We start from the raw sequence: 20,288 nt of genomic DNA, 5'->3' as shown, positions 1-20,288 counted from the left end.
ATCAGATCTCGAGTAAGGAATAATTAACTGGTGCTAAGTATTCTTGACATCGTGATTTTTTTCATCTCTATACGTGATTAAATCTCTCCGGTACGTTAAAAACTGACATTCAGGTTGAACCCAATGTAGCGCATCGAAGGTGAATTGAGGTCCTCTGAACCTGTATCTGGGTCAGAGAAACGATATTCTTTGGTCCACAAAAATAGATTCTGACCGGTCACCCCTACGCTGGCTCGCTTAGCCTTGAATTTGGATGCGACCTCGGCTGGGAGATAGTAACTCAGTGACACTTCCCTCAACTTGATAAATGTCTCATCCCAAATGTTGCGCGTACCTGAATAGGCTCTTTTCCAGTACGACTCATAGGAGACTGTCTGATCGTTGGGCGCAAACTCACGGGTATCGGTCAGGATCTGCCCATACTTATCGTAGGTCACATTGCCAGACACGATCTTCACCCCTTGGCCGATAAACGTTTTATTGCCATTGACCACCTCTTCATATCTTTCGGGCGAATCTGAATCTGGATGGGCCCCTGTCTGCCACAGGCGCGCATTCATATTGGAATAAGAGAGACCTTTGACACGCCCATCAAAACTGAATGATAAGCTAAAATCATGGTAACGCAGGGTATTGGTCAATCCCCAAATCCATTTGGGGGCCGTATAGCCGATTCTTCTCGCCTCGTGAACGGCACTGATAGGCATTCCAGAAGCATTGTGTACAATCTGTCCATCAGGCGTGCGCTCCCAATCACGCGTGACATAATGATCGGTACGCTCGCCGACTTTGACATGCAGGGCATCTGCCGAATACTCGGAATCCAACTTGTGGTAATACGTGATATTTTGGGAAAGATTACCCAATATATCCCACTGAAATTTTTCCTGCTTTATGGGCGTGCCCCCTATCGTGATTTCATGACCTTTGGTCATATACTCCTCTTTGATATTGATCAATCGCGAAGTGAAGCCCGTAGCACCCGATATAGTCGCATCTTGAATTCTGTTATGCTCTTTACGGTAATAGCGGGTATAGTCTCCATATAATCTGTTGTTCAAAACGGAGAAATCTACACCAATCTCGGTCAGGTCACGCTGTGTTGGGGATACTGAAAAGTCCTTAATCGAATTAGAGTAAGAGCCGGTAGACATCCCGTCCCACACATTGGCCGTCACAGCAAAAGTTTGATTGATTTCATACGGATCCAATATCTGCTTGGTCACGGCCTGCGAACCGCGGACTTTCAACATATTGAGCCACTGTGGCTTGTCAAATAGATCGGATACCATCACACTTCCAGATATAGACGGATAGAAGTAAGAGCGGTGCTCCTGAGGGAGAGTCGATGACCAGTCATTACGCCCGGTAGCTTCTAAAAAGATGATGTTTCGCCAGGACACCGATAGTCTCCCATACATGCTGTTGGTCATTTCCTTGACCTTACCCTCTACAGAAGAAACCGGCCCGACCGAATTGCGAAGCGAATAAAACCCGGGTATGGAAAGACCATTGACCGTAGAGGCCGTCAAAGTATTGTCCCGACGGTAGAATATAGCACCTCCCAATAACCCATCAATACCAAAGTCACCAAAGGTCTTCTTGGCCGTAAAGATCAGATCATTGTTGGTCGAAAAGCCATCCTGCTTGCGTGTCCAATATTTCCCTCTGTTGTCATATCCTGAAAACCCACCTCTAGTACCGTATATACCCATTGGATTGGTCTGCTCTTGTGTATTTCCGTAATAGTCGTATCCAGAGCGTAATACCAATTTGCCCCAATCGGTCAGTTGATAATTAAGGGTGATGGCCGCATTCATCTTATTGATTAACTCGGCACTGATTTTTTCATATGCTGATAGATAAGGATTGTCATACCACGCATTGTAGTTCCAATTTTGCTTTTCATCCTTGATTATCCAATAGTCTTTATATTGGGTCAAATCGTATTCAGGCCCTGTCCACACTAAGATATTGTAAATATATCCTTGCGCATTGTATCCCGCTCCAAAATCATTGGGCGTATTGCGACGGTTGTACCCGAATCGACTTTCCAAATTAAGCTTGTCAGTAATCTTGGTCTCACCCGATACCGATATATTGGTCATGTTCAATTTGGTATTGGGATATTGCCCTTTATTGTACACATGACTGATGGAGGTGGTAATACTTCCATTCTCTCCTTGGTTGGTAAAGCTTACGCTATTGTTGCTGATAAAACCGGGCTCCAGGAAATTTTGAAAATTATTCTTACCCTTAGACACCAATTCGCTCTCTTCAAGCTGCTTGGTAAAGGGATTCCACTGTTTGTATCGACGGCCGATATCCAGCTTATCGCCCCATACCTCGTCATCGGTATTAAACTTGCCGCTGTATCCCGCTGAGTAAGAACTCTGTACAGTAGGCAGAGCCAAATAGCCAGAGAAGAACATATTGTTTGAACTCACGGATATCTCCGTCCCTTTGCTCTGCAGCCCTTTCTTGGTACTCACCATGATGGCGCCCCCGACACCACGCGCTCCGTAGAGTGCGGTGGCTGTAGCTCCCTTCAAAACGTTGATATTCTCGATATTGTCAACGGGTATATCCCTGAGATTCATATTTTCGTACAGCACCCCATCAATGACCAATATAGGATCCATACCCCTCAAGGTGATAGTGGGCATCTTATTGAATTCGGTACTGTTGAAGACTCGTAGACCAGAAATACGCCCTGTGAGTGTAGTCCCCACATCTACTCCTTTCACCCGCTGCAGTTCTTCGCCTTTGATCTCCTGCACAGCATAGCCTAGAGCCCGTTTCTCACGTTTGATACCCAAGGCCGTTACCACCACTTCCTGTAGCTCTTCGGATGATTTGGCCAACTCTATGTGTGCTGCCTGACTCGCCTGTATCTCAATCGTGTGGTAACCTAAGGAAGACACCACCAAGATGGCATCAGTCCCTACATCCTCCAGTGCAAATGCGCCATTGCTGTCAGTGGTGGTCGCTTTGTCCGTCCCCTTGACCCGAATGGTGACCCCAGCGACCTTGGCTTTACTTTCTTGATCGACCACCTCTCCCCGAATGGTGTTTTGAACATGGGCAATCTCTACTCGCGATGTCTCCCTGACTGCCACATTCTTAGGCTCGCCTTTCTTGGACAGGACAAACAACATCTTATCGACTTGACTCACTTCCAGTTTGTCATAGGATATGTCCTTCACGAATGCGCTCAGATTTTCCTTTTTGAGGTTATCCAAATTGGCATCGTCTTTTATCTTCAGATGGGCGATACCTGTATCGTACCCAAATCGGATATTGAGCCTCTTTTCAATCTTGGCAATCACGCTCCCTATTTCGCGATTTTGCTGAGGGTCGGCAGCATGTACTTGTGGCATGCAGAGCTGCAAGCACAAGACGCTACCCATAAGTTTAAGATAGTAATTGGTTTTTTTCATATGAATTTTATTTGGTTATTATGGTATAGTTATAGGCTGTATTGAGCAGTTTGATGGTCTTGTCTAAATCCTGCTGGGGCAAGTAACCGGAAAAGCGATGGTCACTATATCGACTATCTAATCGGATAGATTGGTCGGGATGGTTTTCGTTCAATTCATTGACAATATTGGAAAGAGGAACTGCTGTAAAGTATATCAAATTGTATTTCCAGGCCGAATGTGCTGCGGTGTCCACCTGTGCAATCCGAAACTGCTGGTGCCTATCGTCAAAATCAACCCGCTCACCAGGACGTACCGAGGCTTTGAGTGGCCCTCGACTCACCTCTACAGCACCAGTATTGAGCACTAATACACCTTGTGCTTTGTTTAGTTTGAGATTGAATTGGGTGCCGAGTACCTTCACATTAAAATGGTGCTCATCGACTACGACAAAGGGTTTCGATTTATTTTTGGATACGGTAAAGAAGGCTTCGCCTACTAAGCGAACGCTACGGATGGTGTCACGCTTGAAATCGGAGATCACTTGCAGCGTACTGCCCTGCTTGAGTAATACTGTACTGTGATCCTCGAGTAGGATCTCCTTTATAAAGCTTGTATTATTGGTATATAATGTAGGGGGGGTATCTCGTCCCCACAAAAAATAAGCGGATAGCATTATCAATAGGGCCACAGCAGCAGCAACGGACCGCCACCATAGGGATAGGGATATGGACGCTGACTTGGTCTTATATGCTGTACCTATGACAGCTGCATAAATCGCTTCAGAGGTAGGGGCATCCATGCAGATGTCCTCTTCGACCAGACTGAGGACTTCTTCAAAATCCAGCAATTCGTCCTCGGGTGCATGTACAAGTAGCTCTCTCAGTATCTGACGTTCAGACGCTGATGCCACTCCCGTCACATATTTGTGGTGTAAGGCTTTGGTGTGTTCTCTTTTCATCTTTTAGGGCACTCTTATATAGATATACGGGCCAAGATGACAGAAAGACGATTGGGGGTCATAAAATTCTTAAAAAAATTAAGACAGCTAGTGATACATCAAAATGGGCCAGGACAAAGGTACGTACAGACTTATTGGCTTTTACTAATTGATCGCGTACTGTATTGACTGAAATGCCTAGCTGGTCTGCTATTTCGGTATTGCTCAGATACTCCATCTTACTCAATAGGAATATACGTTGGCGCTCGGTAGGCAATTGTTGTATCGCGTTTTGGTAGACTTTTTCCAAGTCCTTGAAGGCAAGACTCTCATCGGTGGAGTTGTCCACTTGCGGGGGACGCGCACCTTCAAGAGTGGCATATGTGCCCTTGACTTGGATTTTGCGCAACTCGTCAAAGACGGCATTTCTAGCGGCCGTGTAAAGATAGGCTTTGATATTCTGCGTATGGTCAAGCTCATCAAAGCGCACCCATATCCTAGCGAATACCTCTTGTACGATATCGAGGGCAAGATCCTCTTCTTTCAGGTGCATCCATGCATACTTGTACACCTTGTCCTTATATTCCAAATAAAATTCCCTGAACAGGTCAGTTCGCTCCTTTTTAATATGTTGACCTTTCAATTTCATGTGTTTATAATTTGACCTATGAAGTCATCCGCCAGACAGCAAGTCCAAACAACATTCAGGGGTGTTGATCTGCTTATCTCTGGAGGATATTTCATTATTTTTTATTTTGCTTCTATGCACAATGTTAGATACATTTTGACAGAAATAAAAATACAAGATATTAAATTAATATTAAGTATCCAGTGACGGAATAAGGAGTGACTAGTAGTGATCAGTAACGGAGGGGAGACAGGTGAGATGGGATGGCTATAAGCCGGAGGCAAAAAAAAGTAGCGAGTGATTGCTCGCTACTTTTTCTATTTAATTTTTAAAATCTACATTGGAGATCCAACTTCTTAATATTCCGGCTCCCGCAACAGCATCGTGTCCATTGCCGGTGATATCTTTAAAGGTATCCCCCGACCCTTCATCCATAGGCCAATATCCGATCAAATCGGTATTTTTCGGATTGATGGCAAAATACATATTGTTCTTGATTTGGGTCTGGGTGATGGCTTTCTTCCAAAGTCTCACTTGTCCCATCTGGCACCTGTCTCTGAAGTAAGTTCCGCCACTGGATACCATTTGGAACTGATCAAATCTGACACTGCCGCCATTGGGTGCTGGGGGTTGGAATTTCACATCTAACTCACCGTCGCGGTATATGCTCAACGTATTGCCATCATACACAAACGCCCAGTGATACCATTTATTAGCCTCCAGATTGGAAGCGGTCTGAATCTGTCCCCCAAGTGTCTTAATCTGCAGGTAATTATACGGCCTATTGGCATCTCCAAATCGGATATAAATCTCATGGTCACTACTTCCCGTATTGAATATTGCTTGATTATTGATACTGTATGCAGACATTTTGGTCCAACATTCCAAGCTCCATTGGTTTGTATTGATTCCCCATTTATCCGTCGGAAGTGCATTTACCTGACTATTGGAACCGGACATCTCAGGGACAGACACATGCAAAGGCTTAGCCAGTAGATATATAAATCGAGATTGAGAATCTGCACGTTCTATATTCCCTTTCAGTACTCCTCCTAATTCGACACCCAACGCATATCTATTTCCATTGGTTTCAAAATCTTCGACTCGAATCGTATAAATTGCACTTATTTCTCCCGCAGGAATCAAGACTTTGGCCTGTCCAGGTAAAGAAAAGTTGGGTACTGGCAGATACTCTGAACTGTTTTCCTTATTGTAGTTATCCAATAAGGAAGGGGTCAGCTTCACTTCTACTTCTACATCTTCGCTTACTTTTTTTGCCAGTCTCACCAGTATTTTAATATCCGCTCCATTATTCATCGTTATCGTCTCCGCCCTTTCAGAACTATTGGTCGAACGTCTAATATAGACGGTTTCTGGGAATGTGGATAAAAAATATTTTATTTACAGGCTAAAATTAGCTTAAAACCCTATGGAACAATGGATTAAACTAGTATATTTAGAAACATATGACACCTAATGACAATGAAAGCAAAACTACTTATCACTATATTCCTGTTTGTAGCAGTATGTAGTGCCGCACTAAGCCAAACCACCTTTGAGAATAAAAGGTTTAAATTTCGGGCATCCATTCCCGCTGATTGGAAATTGCATCAGGAAGTTGGAGGTGATACGCTCAATTATACGATGGTTGGATGGGGACTGCCAAAGGTGTATACCGAAATGGATAAACATGAAGTCGAAAATGCGGTTTCTATCACAGCTATTAAACATGGCAGGATAAAAAGCGTTGACGATTTAGTAAAAGCGGAGTTCAATAGAGTTAAAAACATCGCCACCATATTGAATCAGGTAAAGGTAGATTCTGTTGATCACACGGCTTATATTACCAACACGTTTATGAAAAACCTATCGTATGTATCGCAACAGTATTTTATCTTTAAAAATGGAACAGGTTATATCATCACTTTCACGGCAACCCCGGGAACGTTCAATATCAACCTACCAAAATTTGAAGAGTTTTACAAAACAGTAGTAATCCTTTAAAAATTCGTAAGGGCAACTCCGGTCTACATCTGGAGGGATGGAGATACCCATACACAGAGGAAGGCAAGAAAATATTGCGACTATACGAAATGGATAAGGAATAGTGGTAAATGAAGCCGTAAATCCTGACAAGTAAGGAGTAAATCGTGATTGGTAAACGGCGAGGGGCAACTTAATTATTGGCGATACAGTGAAGAGAATCAACAGCAATAAAATCGAGCCTGTCTCCGACATACATGTCAGAGACAGGCTCGATGATAAGCTATACCTTACTTGGGCTCAATAACTGCAACCCAGCCACCATTGCGAGCAATCTTGATATTCAGCTCTTCATTGGCCGTAACAGATTGTTCGGTACGTCTATAGTCCATCGCTTGTCGAGGTGCATTGATTCCGTCGGAGAAAGCCTCCATTCGATATGTTTGATGGCTGTTCAAAAAATCCAACGAAATCTTAAATTCCCGCCATTTTTGATCATTATTTGCAATAGCAGCTATATACCATTTATCTCCCTTGCGCTTGGCTACAACCAAATATTTCCCTGCTTCGGCCTCGATAGCACGTGTCTCGTCCCAAGTTGTCGGAACTTTGGTGATAAACGCAGTACAATCTGGATTGCGATAGTATAAAGACGGATTATCGGCCAGCATCTGCAAACCACTCTCAAAGGCTATAAATAACGCCATTTGATAAGCTCTTGTCCCTATACTCGCCGAATTAGGTCTTTCGGATCGATAAACCTCCGGCTGCATGCTTAACATGGCACCCGGTGTATAATCCATTGGTCCGACAACATTTCGAATAAAAGGAAGATAAAGACTGTTATTCGGAAATGCGCCTCCCATTTGTTCCATACCGCGAACACCTTCATAGGATAGTACATTGGGGTATTTTAACTCCAAACCCGCAGGCTTAAATGAACCGTGAAAATCTACAAATAACTTATTCTTGGAAGCTTCAATAGCTACACGTTCATAAAAATCTACCATCCACTGATCGCTTCGATCCATAAAATCAATTTTAATCCCTTTTACTCCCCATTCCTGAAAAGTCTTAAAGACATCAAAATTATTCTCTACCGCTAACCAAGTCAGCCAAAGCACTACCCCCACATTTTTCTCCTTCCCATAACGGATCAACTCATGCACATCTACCTCAGGATTGGGGGTAAATGGATCTGTGGTCGTCTTTGCCCATCCTTCATCCATAATGATGTAGGGGATACCATACTTTGACGCAAAATCAATATAATATTTATATGTAGCGACATTATATCCTGCGACAAAATCTACATCTTCGCCGTAAGGAGAGGCGTCATGCCACCATTCCCAACTCACCTGTCCCGGCTTGATCCAACTCGGATCAAGGATGGCGGATTTAGCGCCCAATTTGACGGCCATCGTATTTTCCAGCAATGACCTGTCCGAGGTAGATACCACCACAAAACGCCAAGGGAAGTCACGTTGACCAGCGGTCTTGGCGATATAGTCTGCTTCTTTTAAGATCTTTACACTTCGGTCACCATCGTAACCAAAATCGAGTGGCACTTTGGGGAAAACAGCCCGAATCTTATTCGAACCTCCGGACTGTAAGAACATCGCTGGATACTGCTCCAAATTAGCCTCCGAAATGAACAACCGAAGCTGTTCCTTCCCAGATAAAAGTACAGGTAATACGATTTTTTTATCCTGAGGTTTCCACTCTGCACTGGAAAAATGAGTGTAAGGTTCTTCATAAGCTGTCTTAAAGCCGCCGACTTGTTGTCCATGCAGCTCATAACTGGTGGGTAGGGAAAGGCTAAAAATTTCGTTTTGAATATATAGCTCCTGTTTCAAATCTGTCTTAAAACGATGGGCAAGACCATCATCAAAGAGTCTAAATTCTAAGGAAAAACCACCTTTAAAGGTTAGATTCAACGCGTTGTATTGATTTTGAACTTTTGAAAACTTCAAGGGTACAACCGGAAAAATATCGGTATTTGATTGTGTATACTGATGTTTATTCAGAAGGGGTGTATCCCCCCATATTCTATCGGCTATTTGCATACCCAAATGGACGGAATCTAACAGAAGTTGCCCTTGATGATATAGTGTATAATGAATGGATTTATCAATGGATATTTTGGCTACCAAATAACCATTTGGCGATTTCAATTCCAATTCTCGGGCCTGTAGCAGCACGAATGGAAAAGTGAGCAAAAACAAGACAAAAAGTCGTTTCTTCATGTATGTAAATTTTAGCAATTAATTATTCTGCAATAAGGCAAATGCAGTCCACAATATTGGGGCTTGACCATGCATATCTCCCTTCAAGCGTCTTCTATCTAGGTAGTATTGTTTATCATTCTTTTTGTTGGTCCCTTCACAAACTTCACTTACATCTCCTAGGGTATCGATATACTCCGTTAGGGCCAACCAAGATTTGCGCACTACAGGGCCAAATTTTCGCTCTTCTAGCCAACCGTTTTTAACACCCAAAGTCATTGCATATGTAAACATTGCCGTACCTGAACTTTCATTCCAAGCGGTCGGATCATCTATGATTTGCTTCCACATACCTGTAGTATCCTGATAGTCCAACAGCGTCAGCATCATCTTTTGATAACCGGCCAAAATCTCCGCCCTATAGGGATTTTCTAGGGGAAGTGAACGAAGTAGCTCGGCCATTCCTGCTGCATACCAACCATTACCACGTCCCCAAAAAATAGGAACGTCATCGGCATGGTAGAACAGGCCGTTACTGCGTTGTAATTGGGAGAGATACATCACCATCTCACGTGCAGCTCTATTGATATAGCTTACATCGCCGGTAGCGCGGTAGGCCTGCGCTTGGATAGTGGAAATCATGAACATATCGTCTATCCATAATCTAGTCTGCCAGGAGAATCCCTTATCATGCCAATCTTTTTCAGCGGTTGTGGCCTTGTCGGGCAACTGCCATTGTTGATCGGCATAGCGAATACCTTGTTTCAAGTACTTATTGTCCTTGGTTAGCATATACAATTCTAAAGGGATGCTGCCAAATACGGTATGATCGACATGATCTGCTTTGGGAATGAGCTTTCTTTCGGTAGCCTGCAATATCTCATATCGCCCTTGTAGCGCCTTTAGTAGGATGTCATGTTGGATTCGACCTGCAAACAACAGTGCGCCATACCATGCGCACGTCTCGGGATAGGTTATCTCGTTTGCTGGACCAGGATTGCCCCAATTGGGATGAGCCGATTGGACAAACCGCCCAGCCACGAGTAAGCCAATCTCTTCTGGAGATTTGCCTTTCGGCCACTTCTGTAAATATTTATGCTGTCCAAATGTGCTGCGCACAGATACTATACACAATAGCAAAATGACGATGTAGACGCTCTTCTTTTTTTGAAACATTTTTACTGGATTTATCAATTCAACAATTCTTTTCTATCTAACAAATCCAACATTTCAAAGAGCATGGCACCACTCATATGTACCGAGGAATCCGTAACTCTATTCTTTGGCTTTTCACGCCAATGCGGACTAAACAGCACGTCAGGCAGCATGGTGCCCTTGGTCCACAAGCTCGCACCATTCGTTTTGAGGTAGTCGATATATACCCTTTTGGTATAGATATCCAAATCACCATATATAATGAGATCGGTAAAATAACGGATAAAAATTCCTTTAAAAAGTCCACCGTCACCTGTCCCCCCTCCCATTTCTTTGAGCACGCCATCTACAGAAAATTTTATCCTATCATTAATTACATAATTGGCGGTACGTATGGCTGTATTTTTGTATTTGACATCTTTGGTTATTTTATATAATTCAAGGGCTGCTCCAATAAAAGTTCCTTGATTATAGGTATACAAATTGTCCTCATTAAAATTGCCATAGGCATCCCAAACAACACCTCTTGAATTGTCAATCAGGTATTTTTCCATCCAATTATAAATACGATGAGTCCATTCTAGGTACTCTGGATTTTTATCCAGTTGATATAAACGAGCAACCAGGATAATCGCAGGCGCATTTGAACAGGCATTCTTGGAATCCTTAGATCCAGAGGCCCAAGCAATGCCTCCACCCTTCACATCACTCCAGCCCACTTTAATCCAGTTCCAGAGCTGCACAGCTAGGTCTTTATACCTGACATCACCCGTAGCCCCATACGCATTTAATGCGGCAATACCCATCCATTCCATATCGTCATAAAAGGTATTCCACATCGTATTCCCATTTTTCTTGTACACGCCACTTAACAAAAGATCCAAATTCTTGATATACATGGGATCCTTGGTACGCAGATATCCGTCGACCAGCAAATCAACTCCGTGTGCATTCCACCAATAATTGAAACCCTTGTGCCCATCATTGTTTTGATTGAAATACAAATCCTGGGACCAAAACTCCTTGAACAGTGATAGCTGACTTCTCTCAGCTAAATCATTCCATACCAAAGTCTCGGGAATCGATGCGGATTCATCTTTTATACCGTAATCATGATTTGATTGTTTACAAGAGCTTACCATTAAAAAAACAAGTAAGCACCAACTATATTTTATAGTATTATTCATAATAATTTTTGATTATAACGATGGTTAATTTTAACGGTATTCGACTTTATGTGTTGAATTCGCGGACGCATTAAAATCAAGTAGAATATCAGCATTGCCACTTTCTCTCATAAATTTATAGGTGTAATCCCACTGGCTATTTTCCACAGGGAATAAGTAGAAATAGGATGCTTCTGTAGATGAGCTGGGCTTAGAATTGTCTTTTTTTGAACTTCCTAAATAGTATGTTTTGACAACATTATCTTGTCCCTTTTCGCGTAGTCGAAATTTGTAGCGCTCATCTTTACCCCAACTTTGCTGAGAGAAAGCAATTTCAGCATTGCGAAGAGCCCAGACACCTTTACTTTCATACGCTAAACCGTGCGTCACCCTATTGAAGCCAGAAAACCACACACCAACTTCTAGAATTTCAGTCAATTGAGTGACAGATTGATTAAAGTTTAACTGCAGTTTAAGGACAGTCGTCTTGCTCACGGGACTTACTCCTTTTTCACCTGCTTTAATAGCGTTTCCATCCATGATATAGGTCACCGCCTGGGCATTTTGACCATCGTGAAAAACCAATGACCCTTGATCTAGAGAAGTGTACACCTCAAATATGCCGTCACTTATTTTTCGCAGGGGTATACCATTCTGGAGATTAGCTCCGGCTTCCGTTCCCGTACCGGATAAAAACAACTGTTCGGGATTACGTGCAAATCCGGAAGGCCGTTTGACCTGCAAGATGAACGAAGCTCCCTTTGGCGATTGATTAACACCATTTGATGCTTGCACTGTCCACTTTAACTTCCCAGCACCCAACTCTGGAATGCCCGCATCCGATGCGATACGGTTGAGCTCTTGATGTGATAGTATAAACTCTTGTTCGACACCTTGCTTGAGTGGTTTCAGTATACGAACAGGGTTTGAAAAATCACCAGACTCTTTGTCAAACAAGATAGAATAGAATGCTAAGGTCCCGTCCGCTACAATAGATTTTTGCCAATGCAGCCTGACAACAGCATTACTCTTGGGATCTATATCGATAAAGGTATCACTCTCAGGCGCTAACAAAATCACATCAGAGAGTGTAGTCATGTGATTTACGACTTCCTCTTTACAACTATTTGTCATAAAAAGTAAAGCTAATAATAGGATATATATATGTTTCATCTCTTTATAATTTTACGCCATAAATGCTCGGTCATCTAAAAAAAGGACATAAAGAACCTCAACCATTTATGGTTTTAATTTTACTGTACTAAATACGAACTTCTGCCGAACGAATCCTCCAACAGCGTTCAATACCTTTACCAGCCTGGGTTTCCGACCAAGTTTTTGTTACGATTTAATTCAGATTGTGTGATATTCCATAAATACTGACGATCTCTCCACACCCTGGTTTCAAAAACTTTTCTTTGTGCAAATTCTGTTTTATTTCTACCTTCTACATTCATTCCCCAGAAAGCTCCACCCTCCACTTGCTCTGCAATCTTCCATCTTCTGGTATCAAAGAACCTAAAGTTTTCAAATGCTAGTTCCACACGCCTTTCTTTTCGGATAGCGGCCCGCATGAGTTCCTGACTAGCGGGGGGAGCGATTTCGCTTACGGCAGTGCCATATAGATTAATACCTGCTCGCTCACGAATCATGTTCAGGTACTTCAAGATATCCGGATTACCGGGATCATATTCATTCAACGCTTCAACATAATTCAATAAAATCTCCCCATAGCGAATTAGAACCTCCATACGGATTGCAAATCTATCGGGATTCAAGGTGGTATTGGGGTGTACCAATTTACGATTCACATAGCCCGTTCTCGAATAGTTGCGACTGGTCCCCAAACCACTATTTCCACCACTATAGTGCTCAATAACTAAGGGCTTCGGATTCTTATCAGAATTGATCCACTTACTTTGATCAAAGGAAATCGCCACATAAAACCTAGGCTCACGTCCTACATACATATTATACGTTCCTGCCGCAAAATAAGATGTCTCTTGATTCGTAAAGCCCGTTTCCGTATAGCCCGACTGGGGATCTGTAATTGCTCTACCATTCGCCATAAAAAACTCATCCACGAGCATTTGTGTAGGGCCCCATGATGACCATCCACCCAAGGAACGTGGTGTGCCGCTACGGTCTATAGGTTGCATATCCGTATGTCTACCATTAGCCAAAATCACTTCACTGTTCCAATCATTTAAAAACATGCCTTTTAGCGAAGCATAGGCATCTACTTTACCTTGCCCATCTTTTTTGACATATAGGGAATATAAGCCTAAGTCAATCAATTCTTTTGCTGCATCTGCGGCAATCTTCCATTTATTTTGATCATATTGCTGGTTAATCAATAGCTTTCCATCCAAATTCTTAAAATTGGCATAGGCCGCATTTCCATTAAATAGTGGACTTGCAGCATATAATAGCAATCTGGATTTCATTCCTATGGCCATTCCTTTATTGATACGTCCCCAGTCACGCACATTCGAAGCCTGAGCTGGCAAATCAGGCAGCGCTTGGTCTATCTGTTGTGCCACATAGGCAACGCATTCATCGTAGCTGTTTCGAGGCATACTCAATTGGTCTATGGTCGCATCAGGCTGCATAGGTTCATCAGGCATGATAATGACAGGGCCATATTGACGCATCAAACAGAAATAAAACCACGCTCGTAATACTCGAGCCTCGGCCTTGTATTTGGTAATCTCATCTGCAGTCATATCCTTGTTTAAATCGACATACTTCAAAAAAACGGCCGCAGAGCGAATGCCTTGATAATAATGCCCCCAAAAATTATAGTCTCCTCGATTAATGTCCCAATTCCCCAAATTCATCGCATAGGTTGGATAGTCATTATAAGTGACATCCATATCATCCGAAAGACCTTCCCAAGGGGTGTTCGCCCCATTATGATCGACCTCCCTGCGAATGTAACCATATACCCCCGCGAGGTATTGCTCTGTAGTCGCTCGATTCAAAAATGTCTGTTCTAGTGTTAAACGATCATCAGGTACCTGATCAAAGAACCCTTTGGTACAAGAGGTGGCTGCCAACAGTAAAATACACAGCTGTATAAATAGTATTCTTTTCATATTCTTTTGTTTAAAAAGTTAGGTTTAACCCCATACTAAACGTCTTAATGTTTGGATACTTAAGTCCATCCCCATTACCTAATTCAGGATCGTACATTTTAAATGAGCTTATTGTCCAAAGATTGTAACCGACAAAATAAACACGCATATTGCTTACTCCATATTTTTGGAATATACTGGGTGGAATCGTATAGCCAAAGTCTAAGGTCTTTAATCGCAAAAAGCTACCATCCATCAACCAATGGCTATTGGTTGATGAATAATTTTGATTCAAATTACCGTGGGATAGCCGGGGATAAAAGGCGTCTTGTCTGGGATTATCTTCTGTCCATCTATCGGTTATATTCTCATAAAGTCCACCTCGCGCCGTACCCTCCAAAAAAGGCATAAAACGATTAGACATGTAAAAATCCGTACGACCTACTCCTTGAAAAAAGGCACCCAAGGAAAAGCCTTTATAACCAATGGTCGTTCCAAAACCATATACGATTTGAGGGATATCACTCTTACCAATCGCAGCATAATCCATTCCGTCAATAAGGCCATCCTCATTTAAATCTTTGAATTTCAAATCTCCTGCCTGTACCACCCCGACAGTCCTCGCGACACTCGGATCATCGATTTCCTGCTGGGTATAAAAACCATCTACTATGTACCCAAAACGTTGACCAATAGCATGCCCTCTCCGCTCCATGTGTGGATATGGTTGTATAGGCTGATCATTTTCGATGACCTTGTTTTTGCTATAGGTAAATGTGCCACGAATCATGGTCGAAAACGCTCCAAATTGTGTATTATAATTCATACTGGCATCTAGTCCCCTTGCATTGGTCTCTCCGAGATTGCCTAGCAGATTACTTCTGAATCCTGCAGATTCGGGCACGGATGCTCTATTTAAAAAGATATTTTCACGATCTCTATTAAAATAATCCAAGTCGATTTGTAAGGAATTCTTTAATAAACCAAGTTCTAAACCAAGATTCCAATTGGTTTCTATTTCCCAAGATGCATTGGAAGCATACTCAGTAATATCTAAACCACCAATATTATTATCTCGTTCTCTACCATAAAAATAACCTCCAACACCACCAATGACTTCAATATAGGCAAAACGACGTCCTTCAATTGTTGAACTCCCGACTTTACCATAAGATCCCCTAACTTTTAATTTTTGAACGTACGAATCTAAGCCTTGCCAAAAGCGCTCATTTGAGGGGACCCAGCCAACGGCATACGAAGGGAATAGACCATAGCGAAACTCTGGTGCAAAATTTTCCGCACCATTATAGCCAAAACTCACCTCTGCTAAATAACGGTCTGCATAGGAATAACTACCACGCCCTACTATACCTCTACTTCTATAAGGCAAGGAGCCAATTAAGTCAGTAGCATTCGCACTGATTCGATCGGACTGATTAAATAAAAATAGGCCTGTAATACTATGCTCTCCAAAATTCCGGGAATAGTTTAAAGATGATTCCAGATAGAACTGACGACGGCCGGTGTTTTCCCGATCGAAACTCAAAAAGTCCTTTCCTTCGCTTGTCAATTGATAGACCAGCTCCCCATTTTCATCTCTTCCTGTAGCATAATACGTACTTGGGCTCTTTTTCCGAAGTAAGCGATTGGTATTTCTAGCATCAAAAGAATAAAGGACGCGTGCAGAAAGGCCTTCTGTTAGAAAATCCAACTTTTGCTTAACATGAATATCAGACATTAACTGATTCTCATAAGTAGTTACATACCCTCTATTTGTCAATAAATAATAGGGGTTGGCCATTCCTCCACCAGTCGATACATAAGGCTCTTGCCCATTTGGATATTTCACTGGATAAATAATGGGGTAAGTATCAAATGTGGATCTAAATAAATCTGCCGTTCCAGTACCTGGATAATTACCGTTGGTAATATATCCTTTTACCCCTAAATCTATATCCGTTGTCTTGGTTGCTTTGATATTTAAACTTGAGCTAAAATTATAACGGTCAAAGCTTATCTTAGCATTATATTTTTGTAAATCATCCGTTTTAAAAAGCCCAGTTTCACCGTAAAGACCTGCCGATACATAATACTGCATTTTATCGGATCCACCTCGGATGTTTAAATTAGCTTTGCGATTCTTTCCAAAGTCATTAAAAATTTCATTCATCCAGTTGACATTCGGAAATAAGTAAGGGTCCTCTTGGGTATAGGTTTTTCGAATAGCTTCCTCTGTATATAAAGGTGATTGGCCGCGTGTAACTAAAGCCTCGTTGGCCATCTGCATATAAGTGACTCCATCCGCTTGCTGTGGTACCTGTGTAAATTGGGTCACCCCCTGCAGGTATTCTACATTGATTTTTGTATCACCCACCATTCCTTTCTTTGTGGTAATCAAGATAACGCCATTAGCACCTCTTACCCCATATACGGAGGTCGAAGAAGCGTCTTTTAGTATAGTAAAGCTTTCTATATCATTCGGATCTAAATTATTAAAATCACGTTCTACACCGTCTACTATCACCAGAGGATGTGCTAAGCCAGAGTTTAGTGTGTTAACACCTCTAACCCATAACTGTGCTCCATCCAAACCTGGTTCGCCACTACGCTGAACGCCTACAAGTCCAGATATACGTCCCGCCAATACCGTGGTAATATTGGCTACAGGCTGCTTCAAATCTGCGACACTCAAAGTAGATTGGGATCCTAAGGTCTGTATTTTGCGCTGGGTGCCAAATCCCACAACGACAACCTCATCCAGAGCTTCTTGAATGGGTGACAAGACAATACGCAAAGGAGAATAATTGGCAACGGTAAGTTCTTGACTATTGTATCCGACGTAGGAAAAGAGTAATTTGCTACCTAGTGGAGCCTTCAATTCAAAATGCCCCTTTGCATCTGTCTTGGTTCCCTCTCCACTCTTGCCAACGATAACGATGGTCACCCCTGACAAGGTATTGCCTAAGGAATCAAGCACTGTCCCGGTAATCAATTCCTGTTGTATTTTGTCAACTGATGCTTCGGCTTTAATCGCCCGCTTATCTTTTTCTACAAAGATAGATTTGTTGTTTACGTCAAATCTTAACCCATTTGTCGTCAAAATGCTATTCAAAGCATCGACTAAAGGTCTATTCTTTATGCTCACGGAAAAACTACCGGCATGGGCAATATCCTCATTTGCATAAAAAAAATCATAACCGGTCTGCTTTTTGATTTCCAAAAAAACCTGCTTTATGGTTGTCTTTTTCGAAACAATAGTGACGGTCTGCGCTCTTGTGCTTGCTTCTAATTGCATTACAAAAGCAAATAGCATAATTGCCAAAAGCTTCATTCTAATTAATTTGGGGTATAAATGGTCTGGTCTCCTGAATCTTCGACTCAGGAAAAAATTGTATATTTGCATAGATTAGGTTTGTAAGAATTACGAAATAAAAACTCTTAGGATAAAGAACCTGATTTTACCATTTGGTAAAGAAAAGTTTGGGAATGCCCTACATTCCCAACTTTTTGGTTCAGACAAAATTCTTTAGGTATTTTAAGATTTCACCGTGACCCTCCTTCCTTCTATTACAAATCGATTACCTGTCATCTTGCTTAGATGATTTAAAAGAACTTTCAAGCCCTTAGATTTTGTAAAGTTTCCTCCGTATTTTACGCTAGATATTTCTCCTTCGTATGAGACGTCGATATTATACCACCGTTCTATATCTTCCATGATTTCTCGTAGAGATTTGTTATCGAACGCAAAATTGCCATTTTTCCATCCAAGGACATCCATCTCCTCAAAAGCCCGTACTTTCAAGGTGGTTCCAGGGCTACTTTGTGCTTGCTGTCCCGGTGATAAATGGACCTGTTGGTCGCCTTGTGAAATAAGTACTCCCCCCTCTAACAAGGAAGTTTGCACGTAGGCATTTTGACCGTATGATTTGACATTAAACTTGGTCCCTGTCACCTGTACGATCTGGTCTTTACTCAGGACCTTAAACGGCCTTTTTGCATCTTTTTCAACCTCAAAATAGGCTTCCCCCTCGAGTGAAACAATTCGATCTGTTCCCGTAAATCGTACAGGGAAACGTAGTGTACTGGCAGAATTCATCGTGACACGTGTCCCATCAGACAAGATGACTACATATTGTCCTCCTCGAGGAATAATCAGTTCGTTCCAAGCGTCCAAACCTTGCTCTTCGCTGGCTAGTGGATTGGCATAGTTTAATTCTTGTCCTTTGTTGTTTTCAGCTAGTTGCATTTGGCCTTCCATCAACACACCATCGTGCCTACCTAGCAGCACTTTTTTACCGTCCGCAAGCTTCAGGATAGCAGAAGTATCGCCAGGATTGACAGCCTCCGTAATATAGATGTCCGTCTTATTGTTATCCAAATAACTCGGGATATATAGTAGTTTGACAAGGAGAAACCCAATAATAAACGTGGCAGCCACAGCAGTAACTATCTTAATTCTCTTTCTAAGTCTGACTGATCTATTTTGAATAGATAAATAAGCCACCAATTGCTTTCGACCACGATCCTTCAAAAAAGAATAGTCGGGTTCACTCGTTCGAATATGATTGGCAAGGCCTTTTTTGAGTACAAATGATTCAAGCTGCTTTTTTTCTTCAACAGTACTTTTCTCATCCGCATAACGACTAAGCAGTGCCATGATTTCTTTTTTCATGGAAAAGGTTTAATTTATAATCAGTTGTTATATAGTAGAGTATATTAAGGTAGGTGTAGGGGTATATCAAATATATAAAAAAAAACAACCACCTGATAGTCAGTTACATATTTTTAGTGTAGTCGAACAAAATAAGTATAAAAACACTCTGGTAGTACTCTGGAGGAAGGTGGGTCTTTAAATAGCGTAGACTCAGGCTAATTTGTTTTTTCACAGTCTCTGTAGATATCTCCAATTTTTCGGCAATCTCCTTGTAGGACAAATTATCCTTTCTACTCAGCAGGAAAACTTCCTTCATCCGGGGTGGCAGTTTATCGATTTCTTGATTCACAACTTTTTCTAATTCTTTGGAATCAACAAGGCCCGATATTACATACCCCCCATATTCAAATTGAGAACTATATTCTGCAAGTACTTCTTCTGATTTTAGTATATCCTTCAATCGTTTAAAAGCTCTATTGCGAGCAACGACTATAAGGTAAGATTTTAGAGATTTGATTTTTGGGGCATCAGCTCTGTTTTCCCATATACTAATAAAGGTATCCTGTAATATATCGGCGACCTCGTCATCATCGAATAAAATACGCTCGACATATTTGAACAAACTATTCCAGTACTTATCGTATAAAGCGACCAGAGCCAGTGTATCGCCCGAGGCTAGTTTTGTCAAGATTTCTTGATCATCGTCCCTACACATACGTATTATTAGATTTATTGGAATATCACTATCTATGCAAACATAAAAATAATACAGTAGAATTCAAATCATAAGTATGATCGCGTCCCAATGCTTGGACACGATTGAAATGCATCCATAAAAACTAACTCCAAACATTGGCGCGAGTTGCATAACGTCTATTTATTTGATTCTTTTAAAGGTTTTAAAGTCGTTGGAGGTCATAATCGTAAAGTCTACAAAAAACCAACAGCGTATATCTAACAACAGCACCCCCGGGCGTCGGCATGGAAATATTGCACCTATTCAAGAATGACGAGTGACAGCGCAAAAATTGATACTGAAAC

Annotated in this window: 13 protein-coding genes; 1 reads left to right on the top strand and 12 read right to left on the bottom strand. The window is 41.9% G+C overall.

Translation table 11 applies throughout. The features are described from left to right. Window positions 1–95: 95 nt before the first annotated feature. The 4 genes from OQ289_RS01355 to OQ289_RS01340 all read right to left on the bottom strand — a co-directional run bounded on the left by OQ289_RS01355 (window position 96) and on the right by OQ289_RS01340 (window position 6,349). Window positions 96–3,440 (bottom strand): SusC/RagA family TonB-linked outer membrane protein, encoded by a 3,345-nt coding sequence (locus OQ289_RS01355; protein WP_270089077.1) that lies wholly within the window; start codon window positions 3,438–3,440, stop codon window positions 96–98. A 7-nt stretch (window positions 3,441–3,447) separates the two neighbouring features. Further along, window positions 3,448–4,380 (bottom strand): FecR domain-containing protein, encoded by a 933-nt coding sequence (locus OQ289_RS01350; RefSeq protein WP_270089076.1) that lies wholly within the window; start codon window positions 4,378–4,380, stop codon window positions 3,448–3,450. A gap of 58 nt (window positions 4,381–4,438) precedes the next feature. Next, window positions 4,439–5,008 carry an RNA polymerase sigma-70 factor gene (locus OQ289_RS01345; protein WP_270089075.1) on the bottom strand — a complete coding sequence of 190 codons (570 nt, stop codon included), beginning with the start codon at window positions 5,006–5,008 and terminating at the stop codon, window positions 4,439–4,441. A gap of 300 nt (window positions 5,009–5,308) precedes the next feature. Beyond that, complete coding sequence (locus tag OQ289_RS01340) at window positions 5,309–6,349, bottom strand: DUF1735 and LamG domain-containing protein (protein WP_270090888.1); 1,041 nt, start codon at window positions 6,347–6,349, stop codon at window positions 5,309–5,311. A gap of 120 nt (window positions 6,350–6,469) precedes the next feature. Between OQ289_RS01340 and OQ289_RS01335 the strand changes: the two genes are divergently transcribed. Beyond that, window positions 6,470–6,991 carry a hypothetical protein gene (locus tag OQ289_RS01335; protein ID WP_270089074.1) on the top strand — a complete coding sequence of 174 codons (522 nt, stop codon included), beginning with the start codon at window positions 6,470–6,472 and terminating at the stop codon, window positions 6,989–6,991. 269 nt (window positions 6,992–7,260) lie between these two features. Here the strand turns inward: OQ289_RS01335 and OQ289_RS01330 are convergent, their stop codons facing one another. The 8 genes from OQ289_RS01330 to OQ289_RS01295 form a co-directional block, all read right to left on the bottom strand. Beyond that, window positions 7,261–9,216 carry a glycoside hydrolase family 97 protein gene (locus OQ289_RS01330; RefSeq protein ID WP_270089073.1) on the bottom strand — a complete coding sequence of 652 codons (1,956 nt, stop codon included), beginning with the start codon at window positions 9,214–9,216 and terminating at the stop codon, window positions 7,261–7,263. Between the two features lie 18 nt (window positions 9,217–9,234). Next, window positions 9,235–10,371 (bottom strand): glycoside hydrolase family 88/105 protein, encoded by a 1,137-nt coding sequence (locus OQ289_RS01325; protein WP_270089072.1) that lies wholly within the window; start codon window positions 10,369–10,371, stop codon window positions 9,235–9,237. 14 nt (window positions 10,372–10,385) lie between these two features. Then, entirely contained in the window at window positions 10,386–11,537 is a 1,152-nt protein-coding gene (locus tag OQ289_RS01320; RefSeq protein ID WP_270089071.1) for a glycoside hydrolase family 76 protein, read from the bottom strand. Window positions 11,538–11,567: 30 nt separating this feature from the next. Beyond that, window positions 11,568–12,689: a SusE domain-containing protein gene (locus tag OQ289_RS01315; RefSeq protein ID WP_270089070.1), complete on the bottom strand. Its 1,122-nt coding sequence runs from the start codon at window positions 12,687–12,689 to the stop codon at window positions 11,568–11,570. Between the two features lie 137 nt (window positions 12,690–12,826). Further along, complete coding sequence (locus OQ289_RS01310) at window positions 12,827–14,614, bottom strand: RagB/SusD family nutrient uptake outer membrane protein (protein ID WP_270089069.1); 1,788 nt, start codon at window positions 14,612–14,614, stop codon at window positions 12,827–12,829. Between the two features lie 10 nt (window positions 14,615–14,624). Further along, window positions 14,625–17,924, bottom strand: coding sequence for a TonB-dependent receptor (locus OQ289_RS01305; RefSeq protein WP_270089068.1), 3,300 nt, complete (start codon window positions 17,922–17,924; stop codon window positions 14,625–14,627). 204 nt (window positions 17,925–18,128) lie between these two features. Beyond that, a complete protein-coding gene (locus tag OQ289_RS01300; RefSeq protein WP_270089067.1) occupies window positions 18,129–19,265 on the bottom strand; it encodes a FecR family protein in 1,137 nt (378 codons plus the stop codon). A 103-nt stretch (window positions 19,266–19,368) separates the two neighbouring features. Then, window positions 19,369–19,962: an RNA polymerase sigma factor gene (locus OQ289_RS01295; protein WP_270089066.1), complete on the bottom strand. Its 594-nt coding sequence runs from the start codon at window positions 19,960–19,962 to the stop codon at window positions 19,369–19,371. Window positions 19,963–20,288: the final 326 nt, after the last annotated feature.

The organism is Sphingobacterium sp. SYP-B4668 (assembly GCF_027627455.1).
Lineage (GTDB): Bacteria > Bacteroidota > Bacteroidia > Sphingobacteriales > Sphingobacteriaceae > Sphingobacterium.
The sequence above is the reverse complement of the archived record's forward strand: the minus strand, read 5'-3'. Positions and strand labels throughout refer to the sequence as shown.